Origin of the sequence: Cardiobacterium hominis (assembly GCF_900637305.1) — a bacterium.
In the GTDB taxonomy this organism is placed as follows: domain Bacteria; phylum Pseudomonadota; class Gammaproteobacteria; order Cardiobacteriales; family Cardiobacteriaceae; genus Cardiobacterium; species Cardiobacterium hominis.
Map to the genome: position 1 here is coordinate 677,166 of NZ_LR134365.1, position 24,113 is coordinate 701,278.

The window sequence follows — 24,113 nt, forward strand, 5'->3', positions numbered from 1 at the left end:
TGCCTCCATTCATCGCCGCTCATGCGCCCGCCAGTGCTTCCCCGAAAAAATCCGCCACCGCGCGCACGGCGGGGCTGCGGCGCACGTCTTCGTGCATGACCAGATACAGCGCCGCCGCGCAGGCGGGCGGGGGTTCGTCTGCGCGCAGTGCCACTGTCTGCAAGCCGTCTGCGGGCGAAACGGCGAAATCGGGCAGGATGCCGATGCCGATTTGTCCGGCAATCGCCTGTTTGACGGCGGCGAAGTCGTTGCTGGCAAAGACGATGTCCGCGTCCTCGCCAATCTGCTCCATGAACCAGCGGCTGTGCCGCGCTTCCACCGCGAGTTGGACAAACTGCCAGTCGGCACGGCGGCGCGTGAGGTAATCGCGGTGCGCGCAGAGGCGGAAGGCGAAGCCGCGCAGGCGGCGCACGGCGAGATCGTTTTGCGTCGGGCGGACGAGGCGCAGGGCGATATCCGCCTGTCGCCCATGCAAATCGGCCAGCGCCGCTTCCGCGAGCAGGTGCAGGCGGATATCGGCGTGTTTGCGGTAGAAATCGGTCAGATGCGGCATCAGCAGCAGGCGGACGACAAACGGTGGCGCCGAGACGGTCACGCTGTGCCGCACCGCCGCCTGTTCGCGGGCAACGCGCTGTAACACGTTCATCTCTTTGCATAAATCGCAGGCATGGCGGTATAGCCGTTCGCCGTCGGCGGTGAGCAGGTAGCGCTTGCCGATGCGATCGAAGAGGCGCAGGCCGAGCGCCTGTTCCAGTTGGGCGATTTGCCGCGACACGGTGCTGTGTTGCACGTCCAGCGCGGCAGCGGCAGCGGTCAGCGTTTCTTTTTCCACCAGCGTGGCGAAGTAGCGGATGCCGTTCCAGTCGAGATTCATCATGGCCTCTTTGTGCAATTTTCATCAAATACTGCCAGTTTATCCCGTATTACCGCATTTGCAAACGTTCTAGACACCCTTCCTTTTACTTCACGGAGCTTCATCATGACCTTACTCACCGGTAAACACGCTGTCATCACCGGCGGCAGCGACGGCATCGGCCTCGGCATTGCCCGCGCTTTTGCTATGGCTGGCGCGGAGCAACTCGGCAAAGCGCTTCGCGCCGTCTTGCAAATGGTAAAGAATCACCGCCTTCCATTTACCGCCGACCAGATCCATCGCCAGACTGAGCGGGCAGGGATACACCTTGCCGTTCAGGCGGACAAAATCGCTCACACATTCTTCCTTCATATCCAACCTATTGAAAAAGATAGCTCTTGTTCTCCCTGTCGCGCGCGCCGATACTGGCCGCCCCTTAAAACCGGAGAACCCCATGCAACCCCTCATTGCCATCGCGGGCGCAACCAGCAAACAAGGCCGCAGCGTCGTTGCCACCCTGCTACGCAGCGGACAATACCGCGTGCGCGCGCTCACCCGCAACCCCGCCGCACCACAAGCCCGCGCGCTGGCGCAACTGGGCGCGGAAGTCGTCGCCGCACCGCTCGCCGTCGGCCATCACGCCGCCTGGCGCGCCGCCTTTCACGGGGCAGACAGCGCCTTTCTCATGACCCCGCCCACCCCGCCGAACGACTCGGACGAATTCGCCCTCGGCTGCGCGCTCGCCGATGCCGCCGTCGCCGCAGACGTGCCGCACCTCATCTTCAGCACGCTGGAAAACGTCGCCGCCATCAGCCACGGCGACAAATACGCGCCGCACTTCACCGACAAGGCGCGCATCGCCGACCACATCCGCGGGCTGCCGGTGGCGCACAGCTTCATCATGCTGGCGTTTTTCTACACCAACCTGCTCGAATACTACATCCCGCGCCGCGAGGGCGACACGCTGCTGTTGCCCATCTACCTGCCGGAAGACTATCGCGCGCCCTTCGTCGATCCGCTGACCGCCACCGGCCCGGCAGTCGCCGAAATCCTCGCTCACCCCGCCCAATACCAGGGACAAACCCTGCCCGTTATCGGCGACATCCTCTCGCCGCGCGACATCGTCGCTACCTTCAGCCGCGTCACCGGCATCCGCGCCGAATACCGCAGCGCCTACGACCGCGACGGCCTGCTGCACCATTTCCCCGCCTTCGCCGCCAACGAACTGCTGGTGCGGGAGCTGCTCGGCATGACGAGCTATGCCGTCGAATACGGCTACTACCGCCCCGAACGCGACCTTGCCTGGAGCCGCCGCATCGACCCGACCGCGTTCACTTGGGAACAATTCCTGCGCCATAGCGGTTGGCGTGGCGAAGCGGTGCCATTCGGGGTAGCGCATTAAAGTGCCCTCTCCTGTGGGAAGGGCGGGGCGACCGCATACCACCGATACCAAGACAGCAGAAACAGACGCCCCATTTACATACACCCTGAGCGCTCAGGCGTATGTAAACCGCCAAGTTGCCTCCTCCCCCGGTGGGGGAGGGTCGGGGTGGGGGCAGCAAACCAAAGCATTTATCGCACTTCCGGCGAGACAGATGAAAAGCAGCATCCATGAAATCATGGTGATGCACAGCGCATCCATCCGTCGGAAACAACCCTGAAATCCGGCGCACCGGGCTACAATGCGACCTCCCCCAACAAACAGGAGTCAGTATGCCCCGCATCCGCCTCGTCAAACCGACGCTTGCCCACGAAAGCGCCATCCGCGCCTACCTTGATGCCGTCCACGCCGCCGGACTGCCGCTGCATGGCGCCGTGCTGGAGCAGTTTCCCGATGTTGCCAGCTGGATTGCCTTCTGCGACGCCCCCGGCGGCACGCTGATGCCCAATGGCGTCGCCAAAGTCGCCGATTCCACCTACCTCGCCTGGGACGATACCGCCGCGCAAATGCGCGGCATCATCAACATCCGCCACGAACTCAATGAATTCCTGCGCCAGTACGGCGGCCACATCGGCTACTCCGTCCACCCCGCCTGCTGGAACCAGGGCTATGCGACCGAAATGCTCGCCCTCGCCCTGCAACAATGCGACGCGCTCGGCCTGCGTGAACTGCTATTGACGTGCAGCCCGGACAACCCGGCATCCCGGCGCGTCATCGAAAAAAACGGCGGCGTACTGGAAAACATCGTCGAATTCCAAGGAAACCCCGTCTGCCATTACCGGATACGGCGCGGGGCATAGCGCCGCGGGCAACCAGCGCAAGCCTGCTGAGCCGTCTGTAAGCCACGATGAAAAACCCCGCTATATAATGCACCTCCCCCACCTACGGAGACCCCGTCATGATCCAGATCCCCGTCATCCTGCTCACCCTCGGCTTCGCCGCCGCCATCGTTAACCCCGAAGCCTCACTGCACCCGCAGCCCGCCGCAGAACAACCCGAAAAACCCGAAGTCGCCGTGAACGCACTCGCCGCCCCGGCGCGCATCACCGCCACCCTGCCGGAAAACATCCTCGACGCCAAACAGGCGGCGACCATCGCGCTGGACTACACCCCCGGCGACGAACAAACCTGGTATTTCGACCACGACGGCAACCCGACCGAAACCGCCAGCCCCGGCGGCTACTACCGCAAAGCATTGGGACAAACCGCCGACGGCCGCCGCGTCGTGCAGGACTACCACCAAGACAACAACACCCCGCAAACCGCACCCTTCATCCTCAAAAACGACAGCGACCCGCACGACTTCAACAGCGACAACGCCGACAGCAAAACCGTCTGGTACCGCAAAGACGGCAGCATCGAAGCCGTGCAGGATTACCGCGACGGCGCGCACTACGGCCGCCTCAACATCTACCAAAACGGCCGCCTCGCCGCACAAATGCCGCTGGACGACAGCCGCAGCGACACCGAAGACGACCCCTACCGCGGCGACCCCATTGCCAGCGGCCTGCGCCTCTACCACCCGAGCGGCAAACCCCTCGGCTACATCCACGCCGATGACGACGGCCGCGCCGAAATCACCTACCGCGAAGACGGCAGCCCCGTCATCGCCACCCTGCGCACGCCCGACGGCAAACTCAGCGAAATCAGCAGCTGGGACAAAGACGGCAACGCCCGCGAAGACGGCCCCGACTTTGAAGAAATCAAAGCCCTCGAAACGCAAAGACAGCGCCTGCTGGAACTCGTCAGCCACCTCGAATTCATGTTCATGAACGACGCGCCGCCGCAGAAAACCCTGCCCGCCCCCGCGCCACAACCCGCCCTCCTCCCCGAAAGCGTGCTGGACGCCAAACAGGCAACCAACCTCACCCTCGACTACAGCGCCGAAACAGACGGCGAGACCTGGCACTTCGACCCACACGGCAAACCGACAGAAACCGCCAGCCCCGGCGGCTACTACCGCAAAGCGCTGGGCAAAACCGCCGACGGCCGCCGCGTCGTCCAAGACTACTATCAGGACAGCAACACCCCGCAAACCGCGCCCTTCATCCTCAAAAAAGACGCCGACCCGCACAACTTCGAGAACGACACCGCAGACAGCAGCGTCATCTGGTACCGCAAAGACGGCAGCACCTACGCCGTGCAGGCCTTCAAAAACGGCGAACCTCAAAGCCGGATGAACATCTACCAGGACGGCCGCCTCGTCGCCCAAATGCCGCGCCCGCAAGACCTGGACGAAAGCACCGACCCCTACCGCAGCGCGGGTGATCTCGCCGACGGCCTGCGCCTCTACCACAGCAGCGGCCACCTGCTCTACCTCAGCCAACACTACGCCAACCAAAGCGACGAAATCCTCTACGACAGCGACGGCAACCCGCTCGCCGCCTACCGCTCGCGCCAGGGCGAGCCGCCTGCCCTCTGGAGCGTACTGGACGAACAGCCTGACAAACAGACGGCCATCAAAGAAGCACTCCAGCGCCGCGAACACATCGAAAACATGATAGCCGCCGAAAGCGTAGAAGCACCGAGCGAAACCCAGCCTGAAAAAAACACCGCGCCCGCCGTAGAACAGCCCGCTCCCCCCATGAGCGCGGAAGGAAGCACAGACAGCCCGCCAACCCCAAAAGAACCCGGCGCACAGCAGCCCGCGCCTGCCTCCCAACCTGACACAGCCACAAACGCGACACCTGCCGCCGTCGCAAACCAAAACGAAGCCGACACCACGCCAAACCCCGAGCAAAAATACAACCTCGGCGGCATCCACCTGCCCCAAACCGGCATCGAACCCGACGCCCTTGACGCGCCCGCGCCACAAACCGCGCGCCTGCCTGCCGCCGTGCTGGACGCCAAACAAGCCGCCGAAAACCCCATTGACTACACCCCGGCGCCAGAAGCCGACCAATACGCCGACCGCGACGGCAAACCGGCAGACCAACCCGCCCCCGGCGGCTACCTCCGCAAAACCCTGGGCAAAACCGCAGACGGCCGCCGCGTCGTCCAGGACTACTACCAGGACAGCAACACCCCGCAAACCGCGCCCTTCACCCTGAAAAAAGACGCCGACCCGCGCGACTACACCACCGGCGCGGTGGACGGCAAAATCACCTGGTACCGCCCGGACGGCAGCATCCTCGCCATCCAGCAATACCGCAACGGCGCGCCCATAAGCCGCCTCAACCACTACCGTGACGGCCGCCTTGCCGTACAAAGCGAACAGCCCGCAGGCGTTGCAGAAACAGATGACCCCTACAGCAGCGCCGGCGAAGCGAGCCAAGGCAGCCGCTACTACTACGCAAGCGGCCAACTGCTTGCACTTGAATACGGCAGAAACGGCCTGTCTTGCGGGAATCACGATTGCGAATGGGCAATCCTCTACGACAACAACGGCCGACCGCTTGCCGCCTACCACGGCGAACGCAACAACGACGTCGTGTTGCAAAAATACTGGAACACCCTGAACCACACCCCCGCCGACGAACAGACAGCGCGCCGCCAAACCTTCGACGCCGCGCTGGAGCGCCTGGACGAACTGCGGCAAATGCAGCAACAAGACGGCCTCTAAGCCGCGTTGCAAAAGCCCCGCTCCGGCGAAACCGCAGCGGGGCATCTTTTTACCCATTTATAGCCATCTAACCCTTGTTCGCACGAAGCGCGAGAGCCATAGGGCGCATCTTGACGCACCACAGCCTGCTACGGGCTTTGCCCCCTGCCTCGCCCGATAACGGCACACAAAAAAACGCAGCCGGGGCTGCGTTCATCTGCGGCAGAATTTCAGCGGCTCAAACTGACACTGCCGTCGGTGCCGTGCAAAGCGGCGGCGAACGCATCGGCATCAAAGCCGTCTTCGTGAGTGACGACAATATTGCCGTTATTGATGTTCACCCATTTGACGCCAGGTACATTCATTCCGGCGTCTTTAAGCTTGTCGGCGTTGTCAGCGGTGAGGCCGCTGGCGTGGTAGAGGGTTTGTGGCATGGTGCGCTCCTGGTTCGTGGGGAAAACGCGCCGGGCGGCGCGTTCTCCTTCGATGCACGGGTGATGCCAACCGTCTGCCGTTTTTTTTTATTTTCCTGAAGATAGTTCGCGCGCTTTTTCTATCAACTGTAGCAGCCCGGCGCGTTCGTCGTAGGGGTCGCTGCCTTGGGCGGCTTGCGCGAGGCGGAGGATGCCCGCCCAGTCGAGTGCGCCGTTGTATTTGCCGCCTTTGAGCGCTTGCGCGTAGCTGGCGGCGGCGATGGCAAAGCGCGTCGCTTCTTCGGCGTCGGCAAGCGGGATGCTTTTCGCGGCAATGGGCTGTTCGATTAGCTGGCTTTGTTCGCTCTCTGGCGCTTTGTAGCGCAGTTTCAGCCAGCCGTATTCGTCCGCTTTGCCGCTCGCGGCGGGGGCGTTTTGGTAGTGGCGCGCGTCCAGCCAGCCTGTTTTGCCCTGCGGGATGATTTCGTAGAGGGCGGTAATGTTATGCCCGGCGCCGATGTCGCCGGCGTCCACACGGTCGTTGTTGAAGTCTTCTTCGCGCAAGAGGCGGTTTTCGTAGCCGACAAGGCGGTATTCTTTGACCGCTGCCGGGTTGAATTCGAGCTGGATTTTTATATCGCGCGCGACGGTGGCCAGCGTCGAGGTGAGCTGGCGCACCAGTACTTTCTTCGCCTCGGCTTCGCTGTCGATGTAGCTGTAGTTGCCGTCGCCCGCATCCGCCAGTTGTTCCATCATTTCGTCGTTGTAGTTGCCGCTGCCATAGCCGAGGGTGGTGAGGCTGATGCCGCTTTTGCGTTTGTCGGCAACGTAGTTTTTGAGCGTCGCCGGGTCGCTGATGCCGACGTTAAAGTCGCCGTCGGTGGCAAGCAGGATGCGGTTGATGCCGTCTTTGCGGTAGTTTTTCGCCGCCGCGTCGTAGGCCATGCGCAGCGCTTCGCCACCCGCGGTTGCGCCGTGCGCGCGCAGCGGTTTGAGGGCGGCGATGATGGTTTCTTTTTGGTCGCCCGCGGTCGGCGGCAGGATTTCGGCGGTGCTGCCGGAGTAGGTGATGAGGCTGATGCGGTCGTCGGCGCGCAGCGCTTCGGCGAAGTGGCAGACGGTTTTTTTCACCAGCGGCAGTTTGTCGGGGTCGTCCATCGAGCCGGAGGTGTCGATGAGGAAGACGAGGTTGGCGGGCGGGCGTTTTTCTGGCGCAAGGTCGGCTGCCTGGATGGCGATGCGGATGAGTTTGGCGTCCGCTTGCCACGGGGAATCGACGGTTTGGGTGTGCACCGCGAAGGGTTTGCCGTCCTGCGGCAGCGGGTAGCCGTAGGCGAAGTAGTTGAGGATTTCTTCGACGCGCACGGCATCGGCGGGCGGCAGGCGGTTTTCGCGGGTGAGCATGCGGCGGATGTTGCTGTAGCTGCCGGTGTCAACGTCAATGCTGAAGGTGGAGACGGGCGCATCACTGACGCGGTGTACCGGGTTCGCGTCGCTATGGGCGTAGCGTTCGCGGTTTTGCACTTCTACCGTGCCGCGAATGCCCATTCTGGCGACGGATTTGTTTAGCGCCCATTGGGGGTTGGCACCCGCCGGAACGGGCATATTGACGCCGAGGCGGTTGGAAAGGTCGGGGATGGCTTGTGCCTGCGGGCTGGCGGCCGCTTTTTGCAGAACGGGCGCGCTTCTGGCGGCGTATTCCACCGGCGGGGCGTCGCTATCGAGGTCGTCGCATAAACCGGCGGCGTGGCTGATGCCGCTGGCGGCGAGGAGGGCGAGGATGAGGGGATGTTTTGGCATCGGGATGCTCCGGTGGTTGGCGGGATGCAAGCGGTGCGCGGTCGCGCCCTAGAAGTTAAAAAACGCTTCGTGTTCGCCGCTTGCCGTTTTGCTGATGAGCGCCGCTTTCAGGGTGGCGATGATGGTTTCGCGTGGCGTGCCGTAGCGGTCGGACGGCACGATTTCTTTCAGCTTGTACAAGGTGATGCGCGCCGACGGCAGCGGTTCGGGTTGCAGCAGGAAGCGATAATACTCGCCGTTGATGCTCAAATAGTAGTGCCAGAGGAAATCGAGCGGTGCGGTGCCTTCAGCCGGGGTCGCCCACAAGGCGGCATCGCGGTCGGCATCGGCCCACCATTCGTCGGGGATGGCGGCGAGCGGGAAGGGCATCAGGCCGCTGTCGAGGGATTGTTGCAGGCGCTGTTTGTTTTCCGCATCGAGCGGGGTTTTTCTGAAGGACATGGTCAAAGGCTCCAGTCAAATAAAGGAGCGGGCAGTATAACCCGCACCCTGTGCCGTGCCGCCGCATTTTTTCGTAACCCCGGCAGGCGCAAATGCGGCAAAATACGCGCCCGTTTTTATGCTGAAATTCCATGCCCACCCGCAACCTGCCCGGCGGTGCGAGCCGATGAGCGCACCGACCGCGAAAATCGTCCTTCTTGGCGTCCTCGGCAACGCCGCCCTCGCGCTGATTAAAGGCGTCGCCGGGGTTTTCGGCCATTCTTACGCGCTGATTGCCGACGCCATTGAATCCACCACCGATGTTTTTTCCTCGCTGCTGCTTTATCTCGGCCTGCGCGTCGCCAACCAGCCGCCGGATGCCAACCATCCCTACGGTCACGGCCGCGCCGAATCACTCGCCACTTTCCTGACAGTCGCCTTCCTCCTCGCCTCGGCGGGCATCATCACTTACAAAAGCATCGCCCACATCATCACCCCGCACAAGAATCCGGCGCCGTTCACCCTCATCGTCCTCATCGCCGTGGTGGGCGTGAAGGAAGGACTCTACCGCTACTACCAGCGCAAAAGCGGCGAAACCGCGAGCAGCGCGCTCGAAGCCGAAGCCTGGCACCACCGCAGCGACGCGCTGACTTCCTTCGCAGCCTTCCTCGGCATCAGCATTTCGCTCATCATGGGTAAGGGCTGGGAAAGCGCGGACGATTGGGCGGCGCTCGCCGCTGCCGCCATCATCACTTACAACGCCTGGCGCATCTTCCGCCCGGCGCTGGCTGACATCATGGATGAAGACCGCTTCGATGCCCTGCGCCAGCGCATCGAAAGCATCGCCAAGGCCGAGGCGGGCGTGCATGGCGTGCAGGAATGTCTGGTGCGCAAGATGGGCAGCGAGTATCACATCGACCTGCGCCTCCTGGTCGGCAACGGGCAGACGATTGAAACGCTCTGCGAACTCAAGCGCCGCCTGCGCGCCCACCTGCACGCGCAAGAGCCATACCTGCGGCGCATTTTCATCGAATGCGACTGCTGTCCGGTCTGCCCGCACCGCGAGTCGTAGCGTATTGCAGCCAATATAGCGATACACCGAAAGCCTCAGACAAGGCGCGCCGCCGAAGACAGTACGCGGTTGTACGGCGAGGCGGTGCAACACCGTATGAGGCTTTCGGGGGATTGCTATAAAAAAGGCGGGGTTATCCCCGCCTTTGTGTTTTGCGCGCAAGCCGTTAGACGTTCACGTGGAAGGTGACGTCGATGTTGCCGCGGGTGGCGCGGGAGTATGGGCAGACTTCGTGCGCTTTGGCGACGAGCGCTTCGGCAGCGGCTTTGTCCATGCCGGGCAGCGCGATGTTGAAGACGACGCCGAGGCGGAAGTGGTCTTGCGCGTCTTTGCCGAGGCTGACGTCGGCGTCAATGGCAAGGCCTTGCGGCACGGCGATTTTTTCGTTGCCGGCGACGAGGCGCATCGCGCCGATGAAGCAGGCGGCGTAGCCCGCGGCAAAGAGTTGTTCGGGGTTGGTGCCTGCGCCGTTGCCGCCCAGTTCTTTCGGCGGGGCGAGTTTGACGTCCAGTTTGCCGTCGTCAGTTTTGGCAGCGCCGTCGCGGCCGCCGGTAACGTGGGCGTGTGCGGTGTAGAGTGTAGTCATGGTGTTTTCCTCTTGTGGGTGAATGGAGCGCGCATGGTAGTACGCTTTTTCGCGCGTTGCCAGAAAGGTGAGGTTCGGTTTGCTTTATGGTCGCGCGTTATGCCACCGGCACTTGGTAGAGCAGCACTATCAGCACTTGGCCGACCATGATGCGCAGGAAGGTGGTGAGCGGGTAAACGGCGGTGTATTTGAGCGCGGTCTGGTCGGATTGGGAGATTTCTGTCGCAAAGGGCAGCACCGGCGCGCCGGTGTGCGAGCCGGTGAGCAGGCCGCAGATTTCCGGGAAGGTGAGTTTGCCCCAGAGGCGGGCGACGATGGCGGTGATGATGAGCGGCACGGTGGTGATGATGATGCCGAGCGCCATCCAGTAGAGGCCGTCGCCGTCTTTGAGCGCGGCGAAGAAGGCGGGGCCGACGCTTAAGCCGACGCTGGCGAGGAACAGCGCCAGGCCGAGTTCGCGCACCATGAGGTTGGCGCTTTGCGAGACGTAGTGGGTGACGGAGAAGCGCCCGCCGTAGCGGCTGATGAGGATGGCGATGATGAGCGGGCCGCCAGCGAGGCCGAGTTTGACCGGCACCGGTACACCGGGTATCGGGATGGGGATGGCGCCGAGGATGATGCCGAGGGTGATGCCGAGAAAGAGTTCGGCGATGTGCGGGATTTGCAGGTCGCGCTTGGAGTTGCCGAAGGCGGCGACGGCGTGTTTGAGGTGGGCGTCGTCGCCGATGAGGGTGATGGAGTCGCCGAATTGCAGGCGGGTGTTGCGGTCGGCGACGAATTCGATGCCGGCGCGGCGTACGCGGGTGATGTTCACACCGAAGCGTTCGTGGATGTTGAGGCTGGAGAGTTTTTTGTTGCAGACCGCGCTTTGGGTGATGTTCACCCGCATGGCGTTGATGTAGGCGGGCGAGGCGGTGCGCGGTTTGTCGCTGAAGATGCTGGTGCTGACCTGGCTGCCGATGAGGGTCATCAGGCGCTCGGTTTCGTCGTCGCGGGCGATGATGAGGAGGATGTCGCCCTGCTGGATGCGTTTGTTTTCTTCGGCGAGGGTGATTTCGCCATCGCGTGAGAGGCGGGAGATGGCGAAGCTGGTCGGCAGGATTTGCCGCACGGCGGCGACGGTTTTGCCGGCAAGCATCGGGTTGTCCACTTGCAGCGCGATGCGGGTGACGGAGGCGGTTCCGGCGCGCAGGCGGCGCAGGGTCAGGCGTTTTTCGGCGGCGACGTTAATGCGGAAGCCGTATTTGACGAGGAAGATGGTGGCAATCAGCCCCATCACGCCGCCGGGGTAGGCGGCGGCGTAACCGGCGGCCATTTGTACGGCGAGGGTGCCGTCGCCGATGAGGTTGGTCAGGGTCTGCTGGGCGGCGCCGAGGCCGGGGGTGTTGGTGACCGCGCCCTGCATGATGCCGACCAGCGTCGGCAGGTCGTTGTTGGTAAAGCGGAAGAAGGCGAGGACGATGAGGATGTCAAAGAGGATGACGATGAGCATCAGCGCGTTCAATTTCAGCCCTTCTTTCTGGAAGGAGGCGAAAAAGCCAGGGCCGACTTGCAGGCCGATGGTGTAAACGAACAGAATCAGCCCGAATTCTTTGACGAAATGGGCGATGTGTTCGTTTATCGTGAAGCCGAGGTCGGAGATGATGATGCCGGTGAATAGCACCAGCGTCACGCCGAAGGTGATGCCGAAGATGCGCAGGCGGCCAAGCGCGGCGCCGCTGAAGATGGTGAGGGCGTAGATGACGGCGGTGTAGGCGACGCTTTCGTGTTGGGTAAAGAGCTGGGTGAGCCAGTGCATGAACGTGTCCTTGATTCGCGTGATAAAGCGGTATTTTAGCGCGAAACAGGGGCGGTTCAGGCGTCTTTCAGCTTCGCCCAGTCATGCACCCTCACGCCGCGCTGATCCCACACTAGCACCGCTTCCTGCTCCAGTTGCTTGAGCAGGCGCGACAAGGTTTCCGGACGGATGGCGAGATATTCAGCGAGGTCTTTCTTGTTGATATCCAAAGGATAAAGCGTGCCGTTTTTGCGCTCACCCTGCATATGGTCGCGCAAATAATGCAGCAGGCGGGTGCGGGCGTCGAAAACGCTCAACATCTCAATCTGCGAGCTCAAAATCTGCACGTATTCCGCCATCGTTCCCATGATGGCGAGGCATAACTCCACGTTTTTCAAGAGAATATCGCGGAATTCGCGGTTGCTGATGACCAGCAGTTCGGTGTCCTCGGTGGCAATCGCGTTGGCGGGGTAGGTGTCGTGGCGCATGAACATCAGCGCCTCGCCGAAACTCTGGCCGCGGCTGAACAGCTTGACCGTCTTCTCCTTGCCGTCCGGCGCGGAAAAATAAAGGCGCACCGTGCCGGAGAGGACGATGAAAAAATCCGTCGTTTTCTGATTTTTGGTGAAAACCATGCTGCCCGCGGAATAACGGCGGCGGTGCTGGTGGCGGGTCAGCCGTTCGCGTTCGGCGGGCGACAACGGCGCAAGAAGGTAATGTTTTTCAAAGATATCAGCCATGACGACACCTGCGGGCAGAGAAGAACCCCGCCATTATAGACGCAAAGCGGACTATGTCGCTCCCGAATGCGCCCGCCACTCCAGCCCCGCCGCATCCAGCAACTCACGCGCGGCGGCGAGCGCTTCCGCGACCGCTTCAGGCGCGCCATCAAAGCCCAATTCACATTCAAAATGCAGCTTCGGCAGACTGGAAACCGCGACCTGCGGGCAGCGCGCCTCCAGCTCGCGCATGACGGGCGCCAGCAGACTTTCCGGCGCGAACACATCCAGCGCCGCATAATGCTGCGGGCGGCCGTCCGCAAGATAAAACGTATCCAGCACCCAATGCATCATCGGCTGCGCCATCTGCGGGAAGCCCGGCACGCAGTGAATGCCGCGCAAAGAAAAACCCGGTATCCCATTGACCGGATTGGGAATCAGGCTCGCGCCCTGCGGAAAATGAATCAGCTCGCGCCGCCCCGGCGTGAACTCGTCCGCGCCATACTTGGCGAGCAGCAGCGCCTCGCCTTCCGGATGAAACGCGAGCGGCACGCCGCAGGCCGCGGCGACGGACTGCCGCGTGCGGTCATCCGGCGTCGCGCCGATACCGCCAAAACTCAGCACCACCTCGCCGTCGTCCAGCGCGCGGCGGTAATGCGCGACCAGCGCGTCGGCGTCGTCGCCCAGAAAATGCACCGCCGAGAGACGCAGCCCGCGCGTCGCAAACGCCGCGCGCGCGTTGGCAAAATGCACATCCTGCCGCCGCCCGCTCAAAATCTCGTTGCCAATCACCAACAGCTGAAAACGCTTACTTGTCATAACCTTGCTCCGTAACCTGAGAAACCGGCGCGGCAGACGGCAGCGCCAGACAAATCACGCCGACGACGATCAGCACGATGCCGAGCCACTCGCGAGCGCTCAAACGCTCGCCCAAAAACGTCACCGAAAACAAAGCGACGAACACCACCGAGAGCTTGTCCACCGGCGCCACATGCGACGCCTGCCCCAGTTGCAACGCCTTGAAATAAAAAAGCCACGACAGCCCCGTCGCCGCAGCGGAAAGCGCGAGGAACAGCCACTGCCTGCCGCCGACCGCCGCCAGCGGTTGCCACTTGCCGAGAAAACTCACCCACAGCGCGACAATGCCGACAATAAACAGCGTGCGGATGAACGTCGCAAAATCACTGTCCAGCCCCTGCAAGCCGAGCTTGGCGAAAACAGCAGTAAGCGCGGCAAACAGCGCCGACAACAGCGCAAAAAACAACCAGGACATCGCAACCTCCACGAAAAACAGCCGCCATCATACGCCAAAGCGCCCCGCATGAGCCGCCGCCACAACAAAACGCGACCCGAGCATAGGAAACGATGCGCTATAATCCGCGACCTTTCCCCCATGACAGAGAAAAACATGAAAAAAACCATTTCCCTGACCCTGTTGGCACTCGCTGCCGCCGCGCACGCCGACGACGCCGCCATCACCCAAAAACTGCACGCCTTCGGCCTGAAAACCGTAGAAATCGGCGACAGCCCCGTGCCCGGCCTGCGCAGCGTCATCACCGAGCAGGGCATCTTCTACGCGACCGAAGACGGCAAATACTACCTGCAAGGCGACCTGGTCGAACTCGGCGACAACGGCCCGATCGACCTCAGTAACCGCCCGCTCCTGCCCAAACTCGAAGCGCTCAAGGACGAAATGATCCTCTTCCCGGCGAAAAACGAAAAATACGCCATCACCGTCTTCTTCGACTCCTCCTGCCACTACTGCCAACTGCTGCACAAAGACATTGGCGCGCTCAACGAACGCGGCATCACCGTGCGCTACCTCGCCTTCCCGCGTAGCGGCACCGGCAGCAAAATCGCCCGCCAAATGGAAACCGTCTTCAGCGCGCCGGAAAACCGCGCCAAACTGCTGGAAGACCTGGAAAGCGGCAAAGACATCGCCGAAACCCGCGCCGACAAAGTAAAAAAACACTACCAGCTCGGCCACCAGTTAGGCGTGCAGGGCACCCCCGCCATCATCACCCCGAAAGGCGCGCTCATCCCCGGCTACTACAAACCGGACGACCTGCTGAAACTGCTGCAAAAAGAGACTTCCTCCTGAAGCCTTTAGCCTGAAAAAAAAGCGCCCATCGGGGCGCTTTTCTTATGTCTACGCACCCTCCGTCGCATAAAGTGCCCCTTGGCGCACCGTTCCCACGGGATGCGTGCGAAGCCAGGCATGCGTTTCTACACCGAGCAAATGGCAGCGGTGTCGTAAAAGCCCCTCTCCCTTTGGGACAAGCATTGCTCGCGCAAGCGAGAGAGGGGTTGGGGTGAGGGCTATAGCGATATCTATGATAAGGAGCGATACCGTACAGAACCCTATGCAGAGCGCCCTCAAGCGGCGCTACCATAACGCGCCAATCCCAACCGGAGCGCCCCATGCCCACCTACTACGGTCACTCCGCCGAAAACCGCCCGCAGAGCGACTGGCAAACCCTGAAAAGCCACGCCGAAAACGTCGCCGCGCTTGCCGCCCAATTCGCCGAACCCTTCGGCGCCGCCGACATCGCCCGCTACACCGGCCTCCTGCACGACCTCGGCAAATACAGCGACCCCTTCCAATTGCGCCTTGCCGGTTCGCCGCAGCGCGTTGATCACGCTACCGCTGGCGCCAAAGAAGCCATCGCCCGCTGGCAGCTGATGGGCAAACTGATGGCGTACTGCATCGCCGGGCACCACGCCGGACTTGCCAACGGCAGCGGCGAAGGCAAAGGCCGCAGCACCCTGCAAGAACGCCTCGCCGCCGAAGTCCCGCCGCTCAATGCCGTCTGGCAAACGGAAATCCCGCTGCCGGAGCACATCGCCGCGCCGCCGCTCAAACCCAACCCCAAATACCGCGGCTTCACGCAGGCCTTCTTCACCCGCATGCTCTACTCCTGTCTGGTCGATGCCGACTACCTCGACACCGAAGCCTTCTACGCCAAACTGGAAAACAAGACCGTCGAGCGCGGCGACTACCCCGCCCTAAGCGCGCTGCAACAGGCCTTTGCGCAGCACTTACAAAACACCCGCGCCAAAGCACAAAACAGCAAAGGCGGCCAGGCCGAACTGAACCGCCTGCGCAGCGAAATCCTCGAGCACGCACAACAACAAGCAGCGCTCCCGCCCGGCCTCTTTACCCTGACCGTGCCCACCGGCGGCGGCAAAACCTACACCTCGATGGCGTTCGCCCTCGAACACGCGCGCCAGTACGGCCAGCGGCGCATCATCTACGTCGTGCCGTTTACCACCATCATCGAACAGAACGCCGCCGCATTCCGCCAAGCCTTTGGCGCACTCGGCGAGGCGGCGGTACTGGAACATCACAGCACCTTCGACGACAGCACACTCCTAGACCGCGACAGCCGCGACAAACTGCGCCACGCCACAGAAAACTGGGACGCGCCCGTCATCATCACCACCGCCGTACAATTCTTCGAAAGCCTCTTTGCCGACCGCGCCTCGCGCTGCCGCAAACTGCACAACATCGCGAACAGCATCATCATCCTCGACGAAGCGCAAATGCTGCCGCTGCACCTCTTGCGCCCGGTCATGGCGGCAATCGACGAACTGGCGCGCAACTACCGCTGCAGCGTCGTCATGTGTACCGCGACCCAGCCTGCCATCAGCGCCGACAACGGCTTCTACGGCGGCTTTGAAGACGTGCGCGAAATCGCCCCCGAACCGGCACGCCTCTACGCCGCCTTGCGCCGCACCACCGTGCGACACATCGGCAAACAAAGCGACGCCGAATTACTCGAACAACTCAGCGCGCAGCCGCAACTCCTCATCATCGTCAATAACCGCCGTCACGCGCGCAGCCTCTACGACAGCGCCAAACACCTTGACGGCACCTACCACCTCACCACCCTGATGTGCGCCGCCCACCGCAGCCAAACGCTGGAAACCATCCGCGCGCGGCTGGCAGCGGGCGAACCCTGCCGCCTCATTGCCACCTCGCTGATCGAAGCAGGCGTGGACGTCAGCTTCCCGCGCCTGATGCGGGCGGAGGCGGGTGCGGACGCCATCGCGCAAGCCGCCGGGCGCTGCAACCGCGAAAACCAGTGGCAAGCCGAAGACAGCGAAGTGCTGATCTTCTGCCCGGAAGAACAGTGGAAAGCGCCGCCGGAACTGGCGACCTTTGCCGCCTGCATGCGCGGCATCGTGCGTCAATACGGCGCCGACCTGCTCAGCCCGGACGCCATCACCGCATACTTCGCCGACATCTATCACTTTGCCGGTAACGAACTGGACAAACACCGCATTCTGGAAGAAATCCAGAACGCGGGACGCGAACTCAATTTCCCCTTCCAGACCATCGCCGACAAATGCCGCGTCATCGAAAGCAAACACATGCTGCCCGTGCTTATCCCGTTCAACGCCGAAGCCGAACAACTGATTAACGCCCTCGAACACGCCGACACCATCGGCGGCCTGCTGCGAAAATTACAGCGCTACACCGTGCAAGTGCCGGAAAGCACGCTGCGCGAGCTGAGCAAAGCGGGGCTGGTTGAAGTCATCAACGCCAAACACTTCGGCAACCAGTTCTACGCCCTCGTGCCGGGCTCGTCGCTTTACGACGCGGCGGCCGGGCTATCCTGGGACAATACGGTGTTTATCGAGGCGGAAAAATCCGTGCTGTAACGGCTGGTTTAGTCGGTCACGATGCTGCTTGGCGTGCTGCCTTTCGTGGCGCAGACAGCGCCTTTCTCATGACCCCTCTCATGACCCCGCCCACCCCGCCGAACGACTCGGACGAATTCGCCCTCGGCTGCGCGCTCGCCGATGCCGCCGTCGCCGCAGGCGTGCCGCACCTCATCTTCAGCACGCTGGAAAACGTCGCCGCCATCAGCCACGGCGACAAATACGCGCCGCACTTCACCGACAAGGCGCGCATCGCCGACCACATCCGCGGGCTGCCGGTGGCGCACAGCTTCATCATGCTGGCGTTTTTCTACACCAACCTGCTCGAATACTACATCCCGCGCCGCGAGGGCGACACGCTGCTGTTGCCCATCTACCTGCCGGAAGACTATCGCGCGCCCTTCGTTGATCCGCTCACCGCCACCGGCCCGGCGATCGCGGAAATTCTCGCCCGGCCCGCGCAATACCAGGGACAAACCCTGCCCGTTATCGGCGACATCCTCTCGCCGCGCGACATCGTCGCCACCTTCAGCCGCGTCACCGGCATCGACGCCGGTTATCCGCTGCGCCTGCTGAAAGCCTACCTCATCACCTGGCCAGTCGCCTTCGCCAGCCTGCTGCTGGTGCGGCCACTGGTGGTGAAGTGGGTGGCCGCCTCTATTACTGACTGACCCGCCGAGGCAATACCAGCAAAATCACCGTGCCGGGCTGGATGCTGAAGGCAGTTTACTGAGGCGCGTTATTATTCATTGTCCAGCAATCGGTAATTTTGCCGTCGCGTATTTTCAGAAAATCCGCACCAACCTTGACGGCACTTTTTTCGCCAATAGTCGCAGTAACACGCCAATAAGCGGAAATAACAGCGCCATCCTGGAATGGACCAAGCACAATCTCATAATGCAGCGAATCCGCTTTGGCGCGGATAGTGGAAATCCAGGCTTTTGCGCTGGCAATATCCATAACAGGCGCAGGCGGCTGGGTAGAATCTGCGGTCAAATGCGCTTTAAAGTCAGGCGAGAGAATATCGTCGGCAATATCGAGATTGCCATTCCACATTTGAGTCCATGCGCCATAAATTCGTTGAGCATCGGTCATAAACATCCTCATTAAAAAACGGGTTACAGGTAAAACAAGCCAAGTCCGGCTTCCCGCCGCATAGTTTTGGGCAAACCACACCTGCTGTCAATCAACCGGCTTTACCAGACTCGCCTGCATCCTGACAAACCACAAAACCCCTTACTTAATCCTTAACCAAGACAGGAGACAAAGGCGCGGGGCATAGCGCCGCGGGCAACCCACGCGAGCCTGCTGAGCCGTCTGTAAGCCACGATGAAAAACCCCGCATAATGCACCTCCCCCACCTACGGAGACCCCGTCATGATCCAGATCCCGTCATCCTGCTCACCCTCGGCTTCGCCGCCGCCATCGTTAACCCCGAAGCCTCGCTGCACCCGCAGCCCGCCGCAGAACAACCCGAAAAACCCGAAGTCGCCGTGAACGCACTCGCCGCCCCGGAGCGCATCACCGCCACCCTGCCGGAAAACATCCTCGACGCCAAACAGGCGGCGACCATCGCGCTGGACTACACCCCCGGCGACGAACAAACCTGGTATTTCGACCACGACGGCAACCCGACCGAAACCGCCAGCCCCGGCGGCTACTACCGCAAAGCATTGGGACAAACCGCCGACGGCCGCCGCGTCGGGCAGGGTCGCGTCGAGGTGTTTGGGGATGGCATCGGCGGCGGGGCGGCGATGGCGGGCAAGGTGCCGAGGGCAAGGAGCAGTTTTTTTATGGGGTTCTCCGAAGGGGAATGTATGGGCGCTTTATGCTGTCAGCGTCGCCACCAGCAGCGCCTTGATGGTGTGCATGCGGTTTTCTGCCTGGTCGAAGGCGATGTTGGCGGCGCTGGCGAAGATGTCGTCGCTGATTTCGATGCCGTCGAGGCCGTGTTTTTGGTAGAAGTCGGCGCCTGCCGGGGTGTTGCGGTCGTGGTAGGCGGGCAGGCAGTGCATGATTTTTACTGCCGGGTTGTTGCAGGCGGCGACGCGCGTGGCGTCAATGCGGTAGGGCAGTAGTTGTTGTATGCGCGCTTCCCATTGGTTTTTGTCTTCGCCCATCGACAGCCAGACGTCGGTGTGCAGGTAGTCCACGCCCGCGACGTGTTGCGGGTCGTCGCTGATAGTGAGGCGCGCGCCGCTCTTTTCGGCGAGGCGGCGGGCTTGTGCGATGTGTTCGGCGGCGGGTTGTAGTGCGGCCGGGGCGATGATGCGCACGTCCATGCCCATTAGTGCGCCTGCCATGAGGAGCGAGTTGCCCATGTTGTAGCGCGCGTCGCCGAGGTAGGCGTAGGCGATGTCGGCGAGCGGTTTGGCGCTGTGCTCGCGCATGGTGAGCAGGTCGGCGAGCATTTGTGTCGGGTGCCAGGCTTCGGTCAGGCCGTTGTACACGGGAACGCCGGCGTGCGCCGCCAGCGTTTCGACGGTGCTTTGCGCGAAGCCGCGGTATTCGATGGCGTCGTAGAGGCGGCCGAGGACGCGCGCGGTGTCGGCAACGCTTTCTTTGTCGCCAAGCTGGCTGCTGCCGGGGCCGAGGTAGCTGCAATGTGCGCCTTGGTCAAAGCAGGCGACTTCAAAGGCGCAGCGGGTACGGGTCGAGGTTTTCTCGAAAATCAGGGCGATGTTTTTGCCGCCAAGGCGCGCGGTTTCGCTGCCCGCTTTTTTCGCGGCTTTGAGCGCGGCGGCACGGTCAAGCAGGTCGAGGATGGCTTCGCGCGGATGGTCGGCGAGTTTGAGCAGGCTGCGGTTTTTCCAGTAATTCATGGCGTTCTCCGGGGGAAAGCGCCGGATTGTGCGGTTTTTCGTGAAAACTGTCAAAGTGGCGGGTTTCGTGTATGATTTCCGAACCGTAACACTTGTTTTTGTAACTATGAAATTTTTGACGCTTTTTCTTGTCTTGTGCGCCACGGCGGCGCTCTCGAAGGATCCCGACAAGGTAAATGTATGGAGTATGCAGCGCGCGCCCGTCGGCGCGACGCCGCAGGCGGTGGGCAGCGCGGCGAACGGCTGCCAGCTCGGCGCGCAGATGCTGGAAGCGGAAGGCGATGGCTTCATCAGCATCCGCCGCTGGCGTAACCGCTTTTATAGTCAGCCGATTACGCTGAAACTGGTGCGCCGCGTCGGGCAGGAAGTGGCGACGATGCACGGCGCGAAAATCCTCATCGGCGATTTGAGCCAGCCGGTTGGCGGCGAGATGCCGTTTGGCCACAGCAGCCACCAGAACGGGCTGGACGTGGATATCTGGTTCTACGCCGTACCCGCAGGCAGTCAGCCGGACAAGGAAGTCGAGCCGCCGTCGATGGTCGATGGCGCGGCAGGCACGCTCGTCCCCGGACTGTGGCAGGCCGCCTACCGCGACGCGCTCTACGCCGCCGCCACCTTCCCGGAAACCAATCGCATCTTCGTCAATCCCGTCATCAAGGCGCATTTGTGCGACACGGAATCCGACACCCGCTGGCTACACAAAATCCGTCCGTGGATCGGCCACGACTCGCATTTCCACGTGCGCCTCAACTGCCCGCCTGGCAGCCCGGAATGCGTCACCCAAGCCGCTATCCCGCCTGGCGACGGCTGCGATGCCGACCTCTACAAATGGGTCGCCGACCAGAGCGATGCCATCTTGAACCCCAAACCGCCGAAGCCGCCCAAGCCCAAACCGATTAAAACCCCGCCGGAAACCTGTACCGCCCTGCTCGCCCCGGAGCGTCGCCCATGACCGAACTACTCACCGCCGAAGCCTTCGCGCGCGAACTCGCCGAAACCATCAGCCGCCAATTCCACGTGCGCGTCTCCATCCAGTTAAACGAACGCGAGCCGGAGCTGACCCTGCTGCACGTCCACCTGCCGCAGCCGCTCACCCTCTCGCTGCAAGGCCTCTACCAGCACTACTACCAGCACCCGGAAGAACGCGAAAAACTCATCGCCTTCGAACTCAAGCGCATCAGCGAATACAACGTGCAACAAACACCGGCGGACAACCCGGAAAACATCCTGCCGCAAATCAAAAGCGCGGGCTGGTTGCAAAACCTGCAAAAACGCATCTATGCACGTCAGCCTGACAAAGAACTGAAAGACCTGATGATCGTGCAGCCCTACCTTGCCGACCTCTTTATCTGCTACGCCTACGAATGCGATGCCGGCCTGCGCTACCTCTCGCCGGAAGAAGCCGAGGCGATGGGCTACGCCAACCCCGACCTGCTGCGCACCCGTGCCGTCAAAAACCTGCGCAAACGCAAAAACCAAAGCAAATTCTACGGGCTGGAAGGCGGCGCCTACAGCATCGTGCTGGATGGCGTGTACGACGTCTCGCTGCTGCTCATCCTCGACGAAATCCTGCCGCCGAGCTGGCTGCACAGCGCGGTTATCGCCGCCCCGTCGCGCGGCGAGCTACTCTTGGTGAAAGACGACAGCCCCGCCAACCTGCAAGAGCTACAAACCCTGGTCGAAGAAGTCAGCCACAAAACCGCCAACCCCGTCAGCCCGCATTTCTACCGCTGGCAGGACGGCCAACTGCGGCTGTACCGCACCAATAACGAGGAAAATTACCACTAGACAGCGCTATCCGAATCATGACTGAAACCGACCCCTTTGCCCGCATCCGCCTGCCCGACAGCGGCGAAATCCTCGAAGAACACCGCTTCCCGCTCTTTGAATACACCGGGCTTTACCAAAAACTGCGCGTCCCGGCGGCGGGCGTGCAAGTCGAAAGCATCGTCGTCAGCCTGGAAGAAGCGGCAGGCCGCGACACCCAATACCTGCTTAACCTCGTCGTCGCCTCCGGCTACGTCGCCGAAGATGCCGACCTCACCTTCCGCGAAAACCGCGCTGGCGGCTACCTCTACACTTACTTCAACATCCAGCCGCTGGAAACCTGAACCGCCAGCACAAAAAAACGCCGCTTGCTGCGGCGTTTTTTATAGCAATCCTCCGAAAGCCTCATACGGTGTTTCGTTGCCGGGGTTATAGGGTGCGCCTTGGCGCACCATTGATTAAGAAACAAATGTTTACGCGACGGTGCACCTTGTCTGAAACTTTATGTGGATGACTATAATCGCGTAGGGTGGGGCTTGCCCCACCGAAAACCGAAAAAGCCCTCACACGGCGGGGCGAGCCTCACCCTACCGCGGTCGTATGACAAGCCTCACGCGCGGTGGTAAGGATGGTTGCGGTTGATGCTCCAGGCACGGTAGAGCGCTTCGGCGACGATAATGCGCACCAGCGGGTGCGGCAGGGTCAGTTTGCCGAGCGACCAGCTTTCGTGCGCGAGCGCTTTGATGTCCGGAGCGATGCCTTCCGGGCCGCCGATGATGAGGGCGAGCTGGCGGTGGTTTTCTTGCCAATGTTGCAGGCGTGCGGCGAGGCTTTCGCTGCTGTGTTCGCGGCCGGGGATGTCGAGGGTGACGATGTGGTCGCAGGCGTGCAGGGCGCTGCGGATTTGCGCCGCTTCTTTGTTTTGCGCAGCGGCGAGTTGGCTCGCGCTGCCGCGCTTTTGTAGCGGGATTTCGGTAAGCCCCAGGGTGAGGTCGCCCGTGAGGCGGTCGGCGTAGTCGGCATAGCCGCGGTTGACCCAATCCGGCATTTTCTGCCCGACGGCGATGATTTCGATGTGCATGGGGCGTTTATCGGGTGGTTTTGTTTTTCGCCAGCGCGTTCATTTCTTTTTCGTACTGGCCGCAGCGGTATTGCCAGGCATCTTTGTAGTTGGCGGCGAGCGGGCGGGTGCTGGGTAAATCCACGGTCATCGGGTCGTGCGGGATGTCGTTGATGCGCACTTCGTAGTGCAGGTGGCTGCCGGTGGAGCGTCCGCTGTTGCCAAGGTTGCCGATGGTTTGGCCGCGTTTGACGGCCGCGCCGGTTTCGACGTTGATGTCGGAAAGGTGGGCGTAGCGGGTTTGGTAGCCGTTGGCGTGGTCAATGATGATGACGCGGCCGTAGCCGCCCTGCCAACCGGCAAAGCGCACCACGCCGTCGCCGGTGGCGCGTACCGGCGCGCCGTAGGCGGCTTTGAAATCGGTGCCTTCGTGCGGGCGGATGATGCGGGTGATGGGGTGCAGGCGCACCGGGTCAAAGGGCGAGCTGATGTGGTCGTAGCTGGCGAGCGGGATGCGGTCCATTGCTGCTTCGGGCGCGTTGCCGTCGGCGTCGTAGTACCAGGTGTTTTGGTTTTCGTGGCGGGCGTACCAGCTGTCGCTGCCGCGTGCGGTGTTAAGGCGCACCGCGATGATTTTGCTGTTTTTCGGGTCGGTTTTGCCGTCTTTGTAGTAGTCGCTGTAGAGGAGTTCGAGGTGGGTCAGCGCCGGGTTTTCGAGGCGGGTTTGCAGGGGCTCCAGTTGGGCGAGCAGGGTCGGGTTCAGCCCGCTTTTTTGTAGGTTGTGCCAGTAGTCACCGGGCAGGCGGTAGGTTTGGTAGTGTTTTTTGAATTGGCCGCCGTCGGCGGTCTGCGCGCTTGGTTTGGCCGAGAGTGGCGGGCCGGGGATTTCTTTGGGCGGGGCGGTAACGGGCGGCAGTTTCGGCGGTTGTTGCGCGATTTCGTCTTCCCAGTCGTTGTCTTCGAAGTCGTCGGCGGTTATGGCTTGCGGCGGGGTTACGGTATGATGCGCGCTCTTGTATTCGGGCAGCCAGAAGTCCGCGGGCAAGATGGCGTACAGGGCGACGCCGAGGAAGCCAATGAGGGCTATCCACGGCAAGAGGCGTTGTTGGGTGCGGTCGTTGTGCGGGTGTTGTGGCATGGTTCGGGTTCCGGCGCGCAGTGTTGGCGCGCATTTTAG

General features: G+C 62.1%; 22 protein-coding genes and 2 pseudogenes. 10 read left to right on the plus strand and 14 right to left on the minus strand.

All coding sequences use genetic code 11. The features are described from left to right. Positions 1-19 precede the first annotated feature (19 nt). Together EL199_RS03100 and EL199_RS13605 are read right to left on the minus strand one after the other, a co-directional pair. Entirely contained in the window at positions 20-877 is an 858-nt protein-coding gene (locus EL199_RS03100; RefSeq protein WP_004140366.1) for a LysR family transcriptional regulator, read from the minus strand. 198 nt (positions 878-1,075) lie between these two features. Then, a pseudogene (locus tag EL199_RS13605) lies at positions 1,076-1,225 on the minus strand (winged helix-turn-helix transcriptional regulator); the annotation flags it as partial. Positions 1,226-1,307: 82 nt separating this feature from the next. Between EL199_RS13605 and EL199_RS03110 the strand changes: the two are divergent. The 3 genes from EL199_RS03110 to EL199_RS03120 all read left to right on the plus strand — a co-directional run bounded on the left by EL199_RS03110 (position 1,308) and on the right by EL199_RS03120 (position 5,856). Then, positions 1,308-2,255, plus strand: coding sequence for an NmrA/HSCARG family protein (locus EL199_RS03110; RefSeq protein ID WP_126315984.1), 948 nt, complete (start codon positions 1,308-1,310; stop codon positions 2,253-2,255). A gap of 311 nt (positions 2,256-2,566) precedes the next feature. Further along, entirely contained in the window at positions 2,567-3,094 is a 528-nt protein-coding gene (locus EL199_RS03115) for a GNAT family N-acetyltransferase (protein WP_004140361.1), read from the plus strand. 98 nt (positions 3,095-3,192) lie between these two features. Further along, positions 3,193-5,856 (plus strand): hypothetical protein, encoded by a 2,664-nt coding sequence (locus EL199_RS03120; RefSeq protein WP_126315985.1) that lies wholly within the window; start codon positions 3,193-3,195, stop codon positions 5,854-5,856. Between the two features lie 209 nt (positions 5,857-6,065). On the opposite strand, the gene EL199_RS03125 is transcribed toward EL199_RS03120, so the two are convergent. The 3 genes from EL199_RS03125 to EL199_RS03135 all read right to left on the minus strand — a co-directional run bounded on the left by EL199_RS03125 (position 6,066) and on the right by EL199_RS03135 (position 8,489). Then, positions 6,066-6,269: a hypothetical protein gene (locus tag EL199_RS03125; protein ID WP_126315982.1), complete on the minus strand. Its 204-nt coding sequence runs from the start codon at positions 6,267-6,269 to the stop codon at positions 6,066-6,068. 87 nt (positions 6,270-6,356) lie between these two features. Continuing rightward, entirely contained in the window at positions 6,357-8,048 is a 1,692-nt protein-coding gene (locus EL199_RS03130; protein WP_004140357.1) for a vWA domain-containing protein, read from the minus strand. A 48-nt stretch (positions 8,049-8,096) separates the two neighbouring features. Next, positions 8,097-8,489, minus strand: coding sequence for a hypothetical protein (locus EL199_RS03135; protein WP_004140355.1), 393 nt, complete (start codon positions 8,487-8,489; stop codon positions 8,097-8,099). A 118-nt stretch (positions 8,490-8,607) separates the two neighbouring features. Between EL199_RS03135 and EL199_RS03140 the strand changes: the two genes are divergently transcribed. Further along, complete coding sequence (locus EL199_RS03140) at positions 8,608-9,540, plus strand: cation diffusion facilitator family transporter (protein ID WP_004140354.1); 933 nt, start codon at positions 8,608-8,610, stop codon at positions 9,538-9,540. Between the two features lie 166 nt (positions 9,541-9,706). Here EL199_RS03140 and EL199_RS03145 read toward each other — a convergent pair whose 3' ends face one another. From EL199_RS03145 to EL199_RS03165, 5 genes are all read right to left on the minus strand, one after another. Next, positions 9,707-10,126, minus strand: coding sequence for an organic hydroperoxide resistance protein (locus EL199_RS03145; protein ID WP_004140352.1), 420 nt, complete (start codon positions 10,124-10,126; stop codon positions 9,707-9,709). 97 nt (positions 10,127-10,223) lie between these two features. Continuing rightward, positions 10,224-11,924: a putative transporter gene (locus EL199_RS03150; protein WP_004140350.1), complete on the minus strand. Its 1,701-nt coding sequence runs from the start codon at positions 11,922-11,924 to the stop codon at positions 10,224-10,226. A gap of 56 nt (positions 11,925-11,980) precedes the next feature. Further along, positions 11,981-12,643, minus strand: a complete 663-nt coding sequence (locus EL199_RS03155) for a Crp/Fnr family transcriptional regulator (protein ID WP_004140349.1) — start codon at positions 12,641-12,643, stop codon at positions 11,981-11,983. Positions 12,644-12,694: 51 nt separating this feature from the next. After that, the gene (locus EL199_RS03160) at positions 12,695-13,441 is read right to left on the minus strand and encodes a competence/damage-inducible protein A (RefSeq protein WP_004140347.1); all 747 of its coding nucleotides are present in this window, start codon (positions 13,439-13,441) and stop codon (positions 12,695-12,697) included. Beyond that, positions 13,431-13,895, minus strand: coding sequence for an EamA family transporter (locus EL199_RS03165; protein ID WP_004140345.1), 465 nt, complete (start codon positions 13,893-13,895; stop codon positions 13,431-13,433). Before EL199_RS03165 ends, EL199_RS03160 begins: the two co-directional genes overlap by 11 nt. A gap of 135 nt (positions 13,896-14,030) precedes the next feature. Here EL199_RS03165 and dsbC point away from each other — a divergent pair, with 135 nt between their 5' ends. The 3 genes and pseudogenes from dsbC to EL199_RS13215 form a co-directional block, all read left to right on the plus strand. Next, entirely contained in the window at positions 14,031-14,723 is a 693-nt protein-coding gene (gene dsbC, locus EL199_RS03170) for a bifunctional protein-disulfide isomerase/oxidoreductase DsbC (protein WP_040355204.1), read from the plus strand. A 320-nt stretch (positions 14,724-15,043) separates the two neighbouring features. Beyond that, entirely contained in the window at positions 15,044-17,287 is a 2,244-nt protein-coding gene (locus tag EL199_RS03175; protein WP_004140340.1) for a CRISPR-associated helicase/endonuclease Cas3, read from the plus strand. Continuing rightward, a pseudogene (locus tag EL199_RS13215) lies at positions 17,263-17,958 on the plus strand (NmrA family NAD(P)-binding protein); the annotation flags it as partial. The gene EL199_RS03175 and the pseudogene EL199_RS13215, both read left to right, overlap by 25 nt. A 55-nt stretch (positions 17,959-18,013) precedes the next feature. On the opposite strand, the gene EL199_RS03185 reads toward EL199_RS13215, so the two are convergent. Together EL199_RS03185 and argF are read right to left on the minus strand one after the other, a co-directional pair. After that, entirely contained in the window at positions 18,014-18,382 is a 369-nt protein-coding gene (locus EL199_RS03185) for a nuclear transport factor 2 family protein (RefSeq protein WP_040356348.1), read from the minus strand. A 731-nt stretch (positions 18,383-19,113) separates the two neighbouring features. Then, positions 19,114-20,109, minus strand: a complete 996-nt coding sequence (gene argF / locus EL199_RS03190; protein WP_004140338.1) for an ornithine carbamoyltransferase — start codon at positions 20,107-20,109, stop codon at positions 19,114-19,116. A 187-nt stretch (positions 20,110-20,296) separates the two neighbouring features. Between argF and EL199_RS03195 the strand changes: the two genes are divergently transcribed. Genes EL199_RS03195 through EL199_RS03205 form a run of 3 tightly spaced genes read left to right on the plus strand, consistent with a single transcriptional unit; the run spans position 20,297 to position 22,220 of the window. Next, positions 20,297-21,061 carry a penicillin-insensitive murein endopeptidase gene (locus EL199_RS03195; protein ID WP_050768059.1) on the plus strand — a complete coding sequence of 255 codons (765 nt, stop codon included), beginning with the start codon at positions 20,297-20,299 and terminating at the stop codon, positions 21,059-21,061. Then, a complete protein-coding gene (locus EL199_RS03200) occupies positions 21,058-21,897 on the plus strand; it encodes a hypothetical protein (protein ID WP_004140334.1) in 840 nt (279 codons plus the stop codon). Before EL199_RS03195 ends, EL199_RS03200 begins: the two co-directional genes overlap by 4 nt. Positions 21,898-21,914: 17 nt before the next feature. Further along, positions 21,915-22,220 carry a hypothetical protein gene (locus EL199_RS03205; RefSeq protein ID WP_004140333.1) on the plus strand — a complete coding sequence of 102 codons (306 nt, stop codon included), beginning with the start codon at positions 21,915-21,917 and terminating at the stop codon, positions 22,218-22,220. A 266-nt stretch (positions 22,221-22,486) separates the two neighbouring features. Here EL199_RS03205 and rlmH read toward each other — a convergent pair whose 3' ends face one another. Together rlmH and EL199_RS03215 are read right to left on the minus strand one after the other, a co-directional pair. After that, positions 22,487-22,957 (minus strand): 23S rRNA (pseudouridine(1915)-N(3))-methyltransferase RlmH, encoded by a 471-nt coding sequence (gene rlmH, locus EL199_RS03210; protein WP_004140332.1) that lies wholly within the window; start codon positions 22,955-22,957, stop codon positions 22,487-22,489. A 7-nt stretch (positions 22,958-22,964) separates the two neighbouring features. Next, on the minus strand, positions 22,965-24,074 hold the full coding sequence (locus tag EL199_RS03215) for a M23 family metallopeptidase (protein ID WP_004140330.1): 1,110 nt from the start codon (positions 24,072-24,074) through the stop codon (positions 22,965-22,967). Between the last annotated feature and the right edge of the window lie 39 nt (positions 24,075-24,113).

Bases quoted from the DNA above. Each gene is read 5' to 3' on its own strand.
- EL199_RS03135 (WP_004140355.1), bottom strand. From the start codon at position 8,489: ATGTCCTTCAGAAAAACCCCGCTCGATGCGGAAAACAAACAGCGCCTG.
- EL199_RS03160 (WP_004140347.1), bottom strand. From the start codon at position 13,441: ATGACAAGTAAGCGTTTTCAGCTGTTGGTGATTGGCAACGAGATTTTG.
- EL199_RS03115 (WP_004140361.1), top strand. From the start codon at position 2,567: ATGCCCCGCATCCGCCTCGTCAAACCGACGCTTGCCCACGAAAGCGCC.
- dsbC (WP_040355204.1), top strand. From the start codon at position 14,031: ATGAAAAAAACCATTTCCCTGACCCTGTTGGCACTCGCTGCCGCCGCG.
- EL199_RS03110 (WP_126315984.1), top strand. From the start codon at position 1,308: ATGCAACCCCTCATTGCCATCGCGGGCGCAACCAGCAAACAAGGCCGC.
- argF (WP_004140338.1), bottom strand. From the start codon at position 20,109: ATGAATTACTGGAAAAACCGCAGCCTGCTCAAACTCGCCGACCATCCG.
- EL199_RS03130 (WP_004140357.1), bottom strand. From the start codon at position 8,048: ATGCCAAAACATCCCCTCATCCTCGCCCTCCTCGCCGCCAGCGGCATC.
- EL199_RS03125 (WP_126315982.1), bottom strand. From the start codon at position 6,269: ATGCCACAAACCCTCTACCACGCCAGCGGCCTCACCGCTGACAACGCC.
- EL199_RS03200 (WP_004140334.1), top strand. From the start codon at position 21,058: ATGACCGAACTACTCACCGCCGAAGCCTTCGCGCGCGAACTCGCCGAA.
- EL199_RS03150 (WP_004140350.1), bottom strand. From the start codon at position 11,924: ATGCACTGGCTCACCCAGCTCTTTACCCAACACGAAAGCGTCGCCTAC.
- EL199_RS03140 (WP_004140354.1), top strand. From the start codon at position 8,608: ATGCTGAAATTCCATGCCCACCCGCAACCTGCCCGGCGGTGCGAGCCG.
- EL199_RS03145 (WP_004140352.1), bottom strand. From the start codon at position 10,126: ATGACTACACTCTACACCGCACACGCCCACGTTACCGGCGGCCGCGAC.
- rlmH (WP_004140332.1), bottom strand. From the start codon at position 22,957: ATGCACATCGAAATCATCGCCGTCGGGCAGAAAATGCCGGATTGGGTC.
- EL199_RS03120 (WP_126315985.1), top strand. From the start codon at position 3,193: ATGATCCAGATCCCCGTCATCCTGCTCACCCTCGGCTTCGCCGCCGCC.
- EL199_RS03165 (WP_004140345.1), bottom strand. From the start codon at position 13,895: ATGTCCTGGTTGTTTTTTGCGCTGTTGTCGGCGCTGTTTGCCGCGCTT.
- EL199_RS03215 (WP_004140330.1), bottom strand. From the start codon at position 24,074: ATGCCACAACACCCGCACAACGACCGCACCCAACAACGCCTCTTGCCG.
- EL199_RS03175 (WP_004140340.1), top strand. From the start codon at position 15,044: ATGCCCACCTACTACGGTCACTCCGCCGAAAACCGCCCGCAGAGCGAC.
- EL199_RS03185 (WP_040356348.1), bottom strand. From the start codon at position 18,382: ATGACCGATGCTCAACGAATTTATGGCGCATGGACTCAAATGTGGAAT.
- EL199_RS03205 (WP_004140333.1), top strand. From the start codon at position 21,915: ATGACTGAAACCGACCCCTTTGCCCGCATCCGCCTGCCCGACAGCGGC.
- EL199_RS03100 (WP_004140366.1), bottom strand. From the start codon at position 877: ATGATGAATCTCGACTGGAACGGCATCCGCTACTTCGCCACGCTGGTG.
- EL199_RS03155 (WP_004140349.1), bottom strand. From the start codon at position 12,643: ATGGCTGATATCTTTGAAAAACATTACCTTCTTGCGCCGTTGTCGCCC.
- EL199_RS03195 (WP_050768059.1), top strand. From the start codon at position 20,297: ATGCAGCGCGCGCCCGTCGGCGCGACGCCGCAGGCGGTGGGCAGCGCG.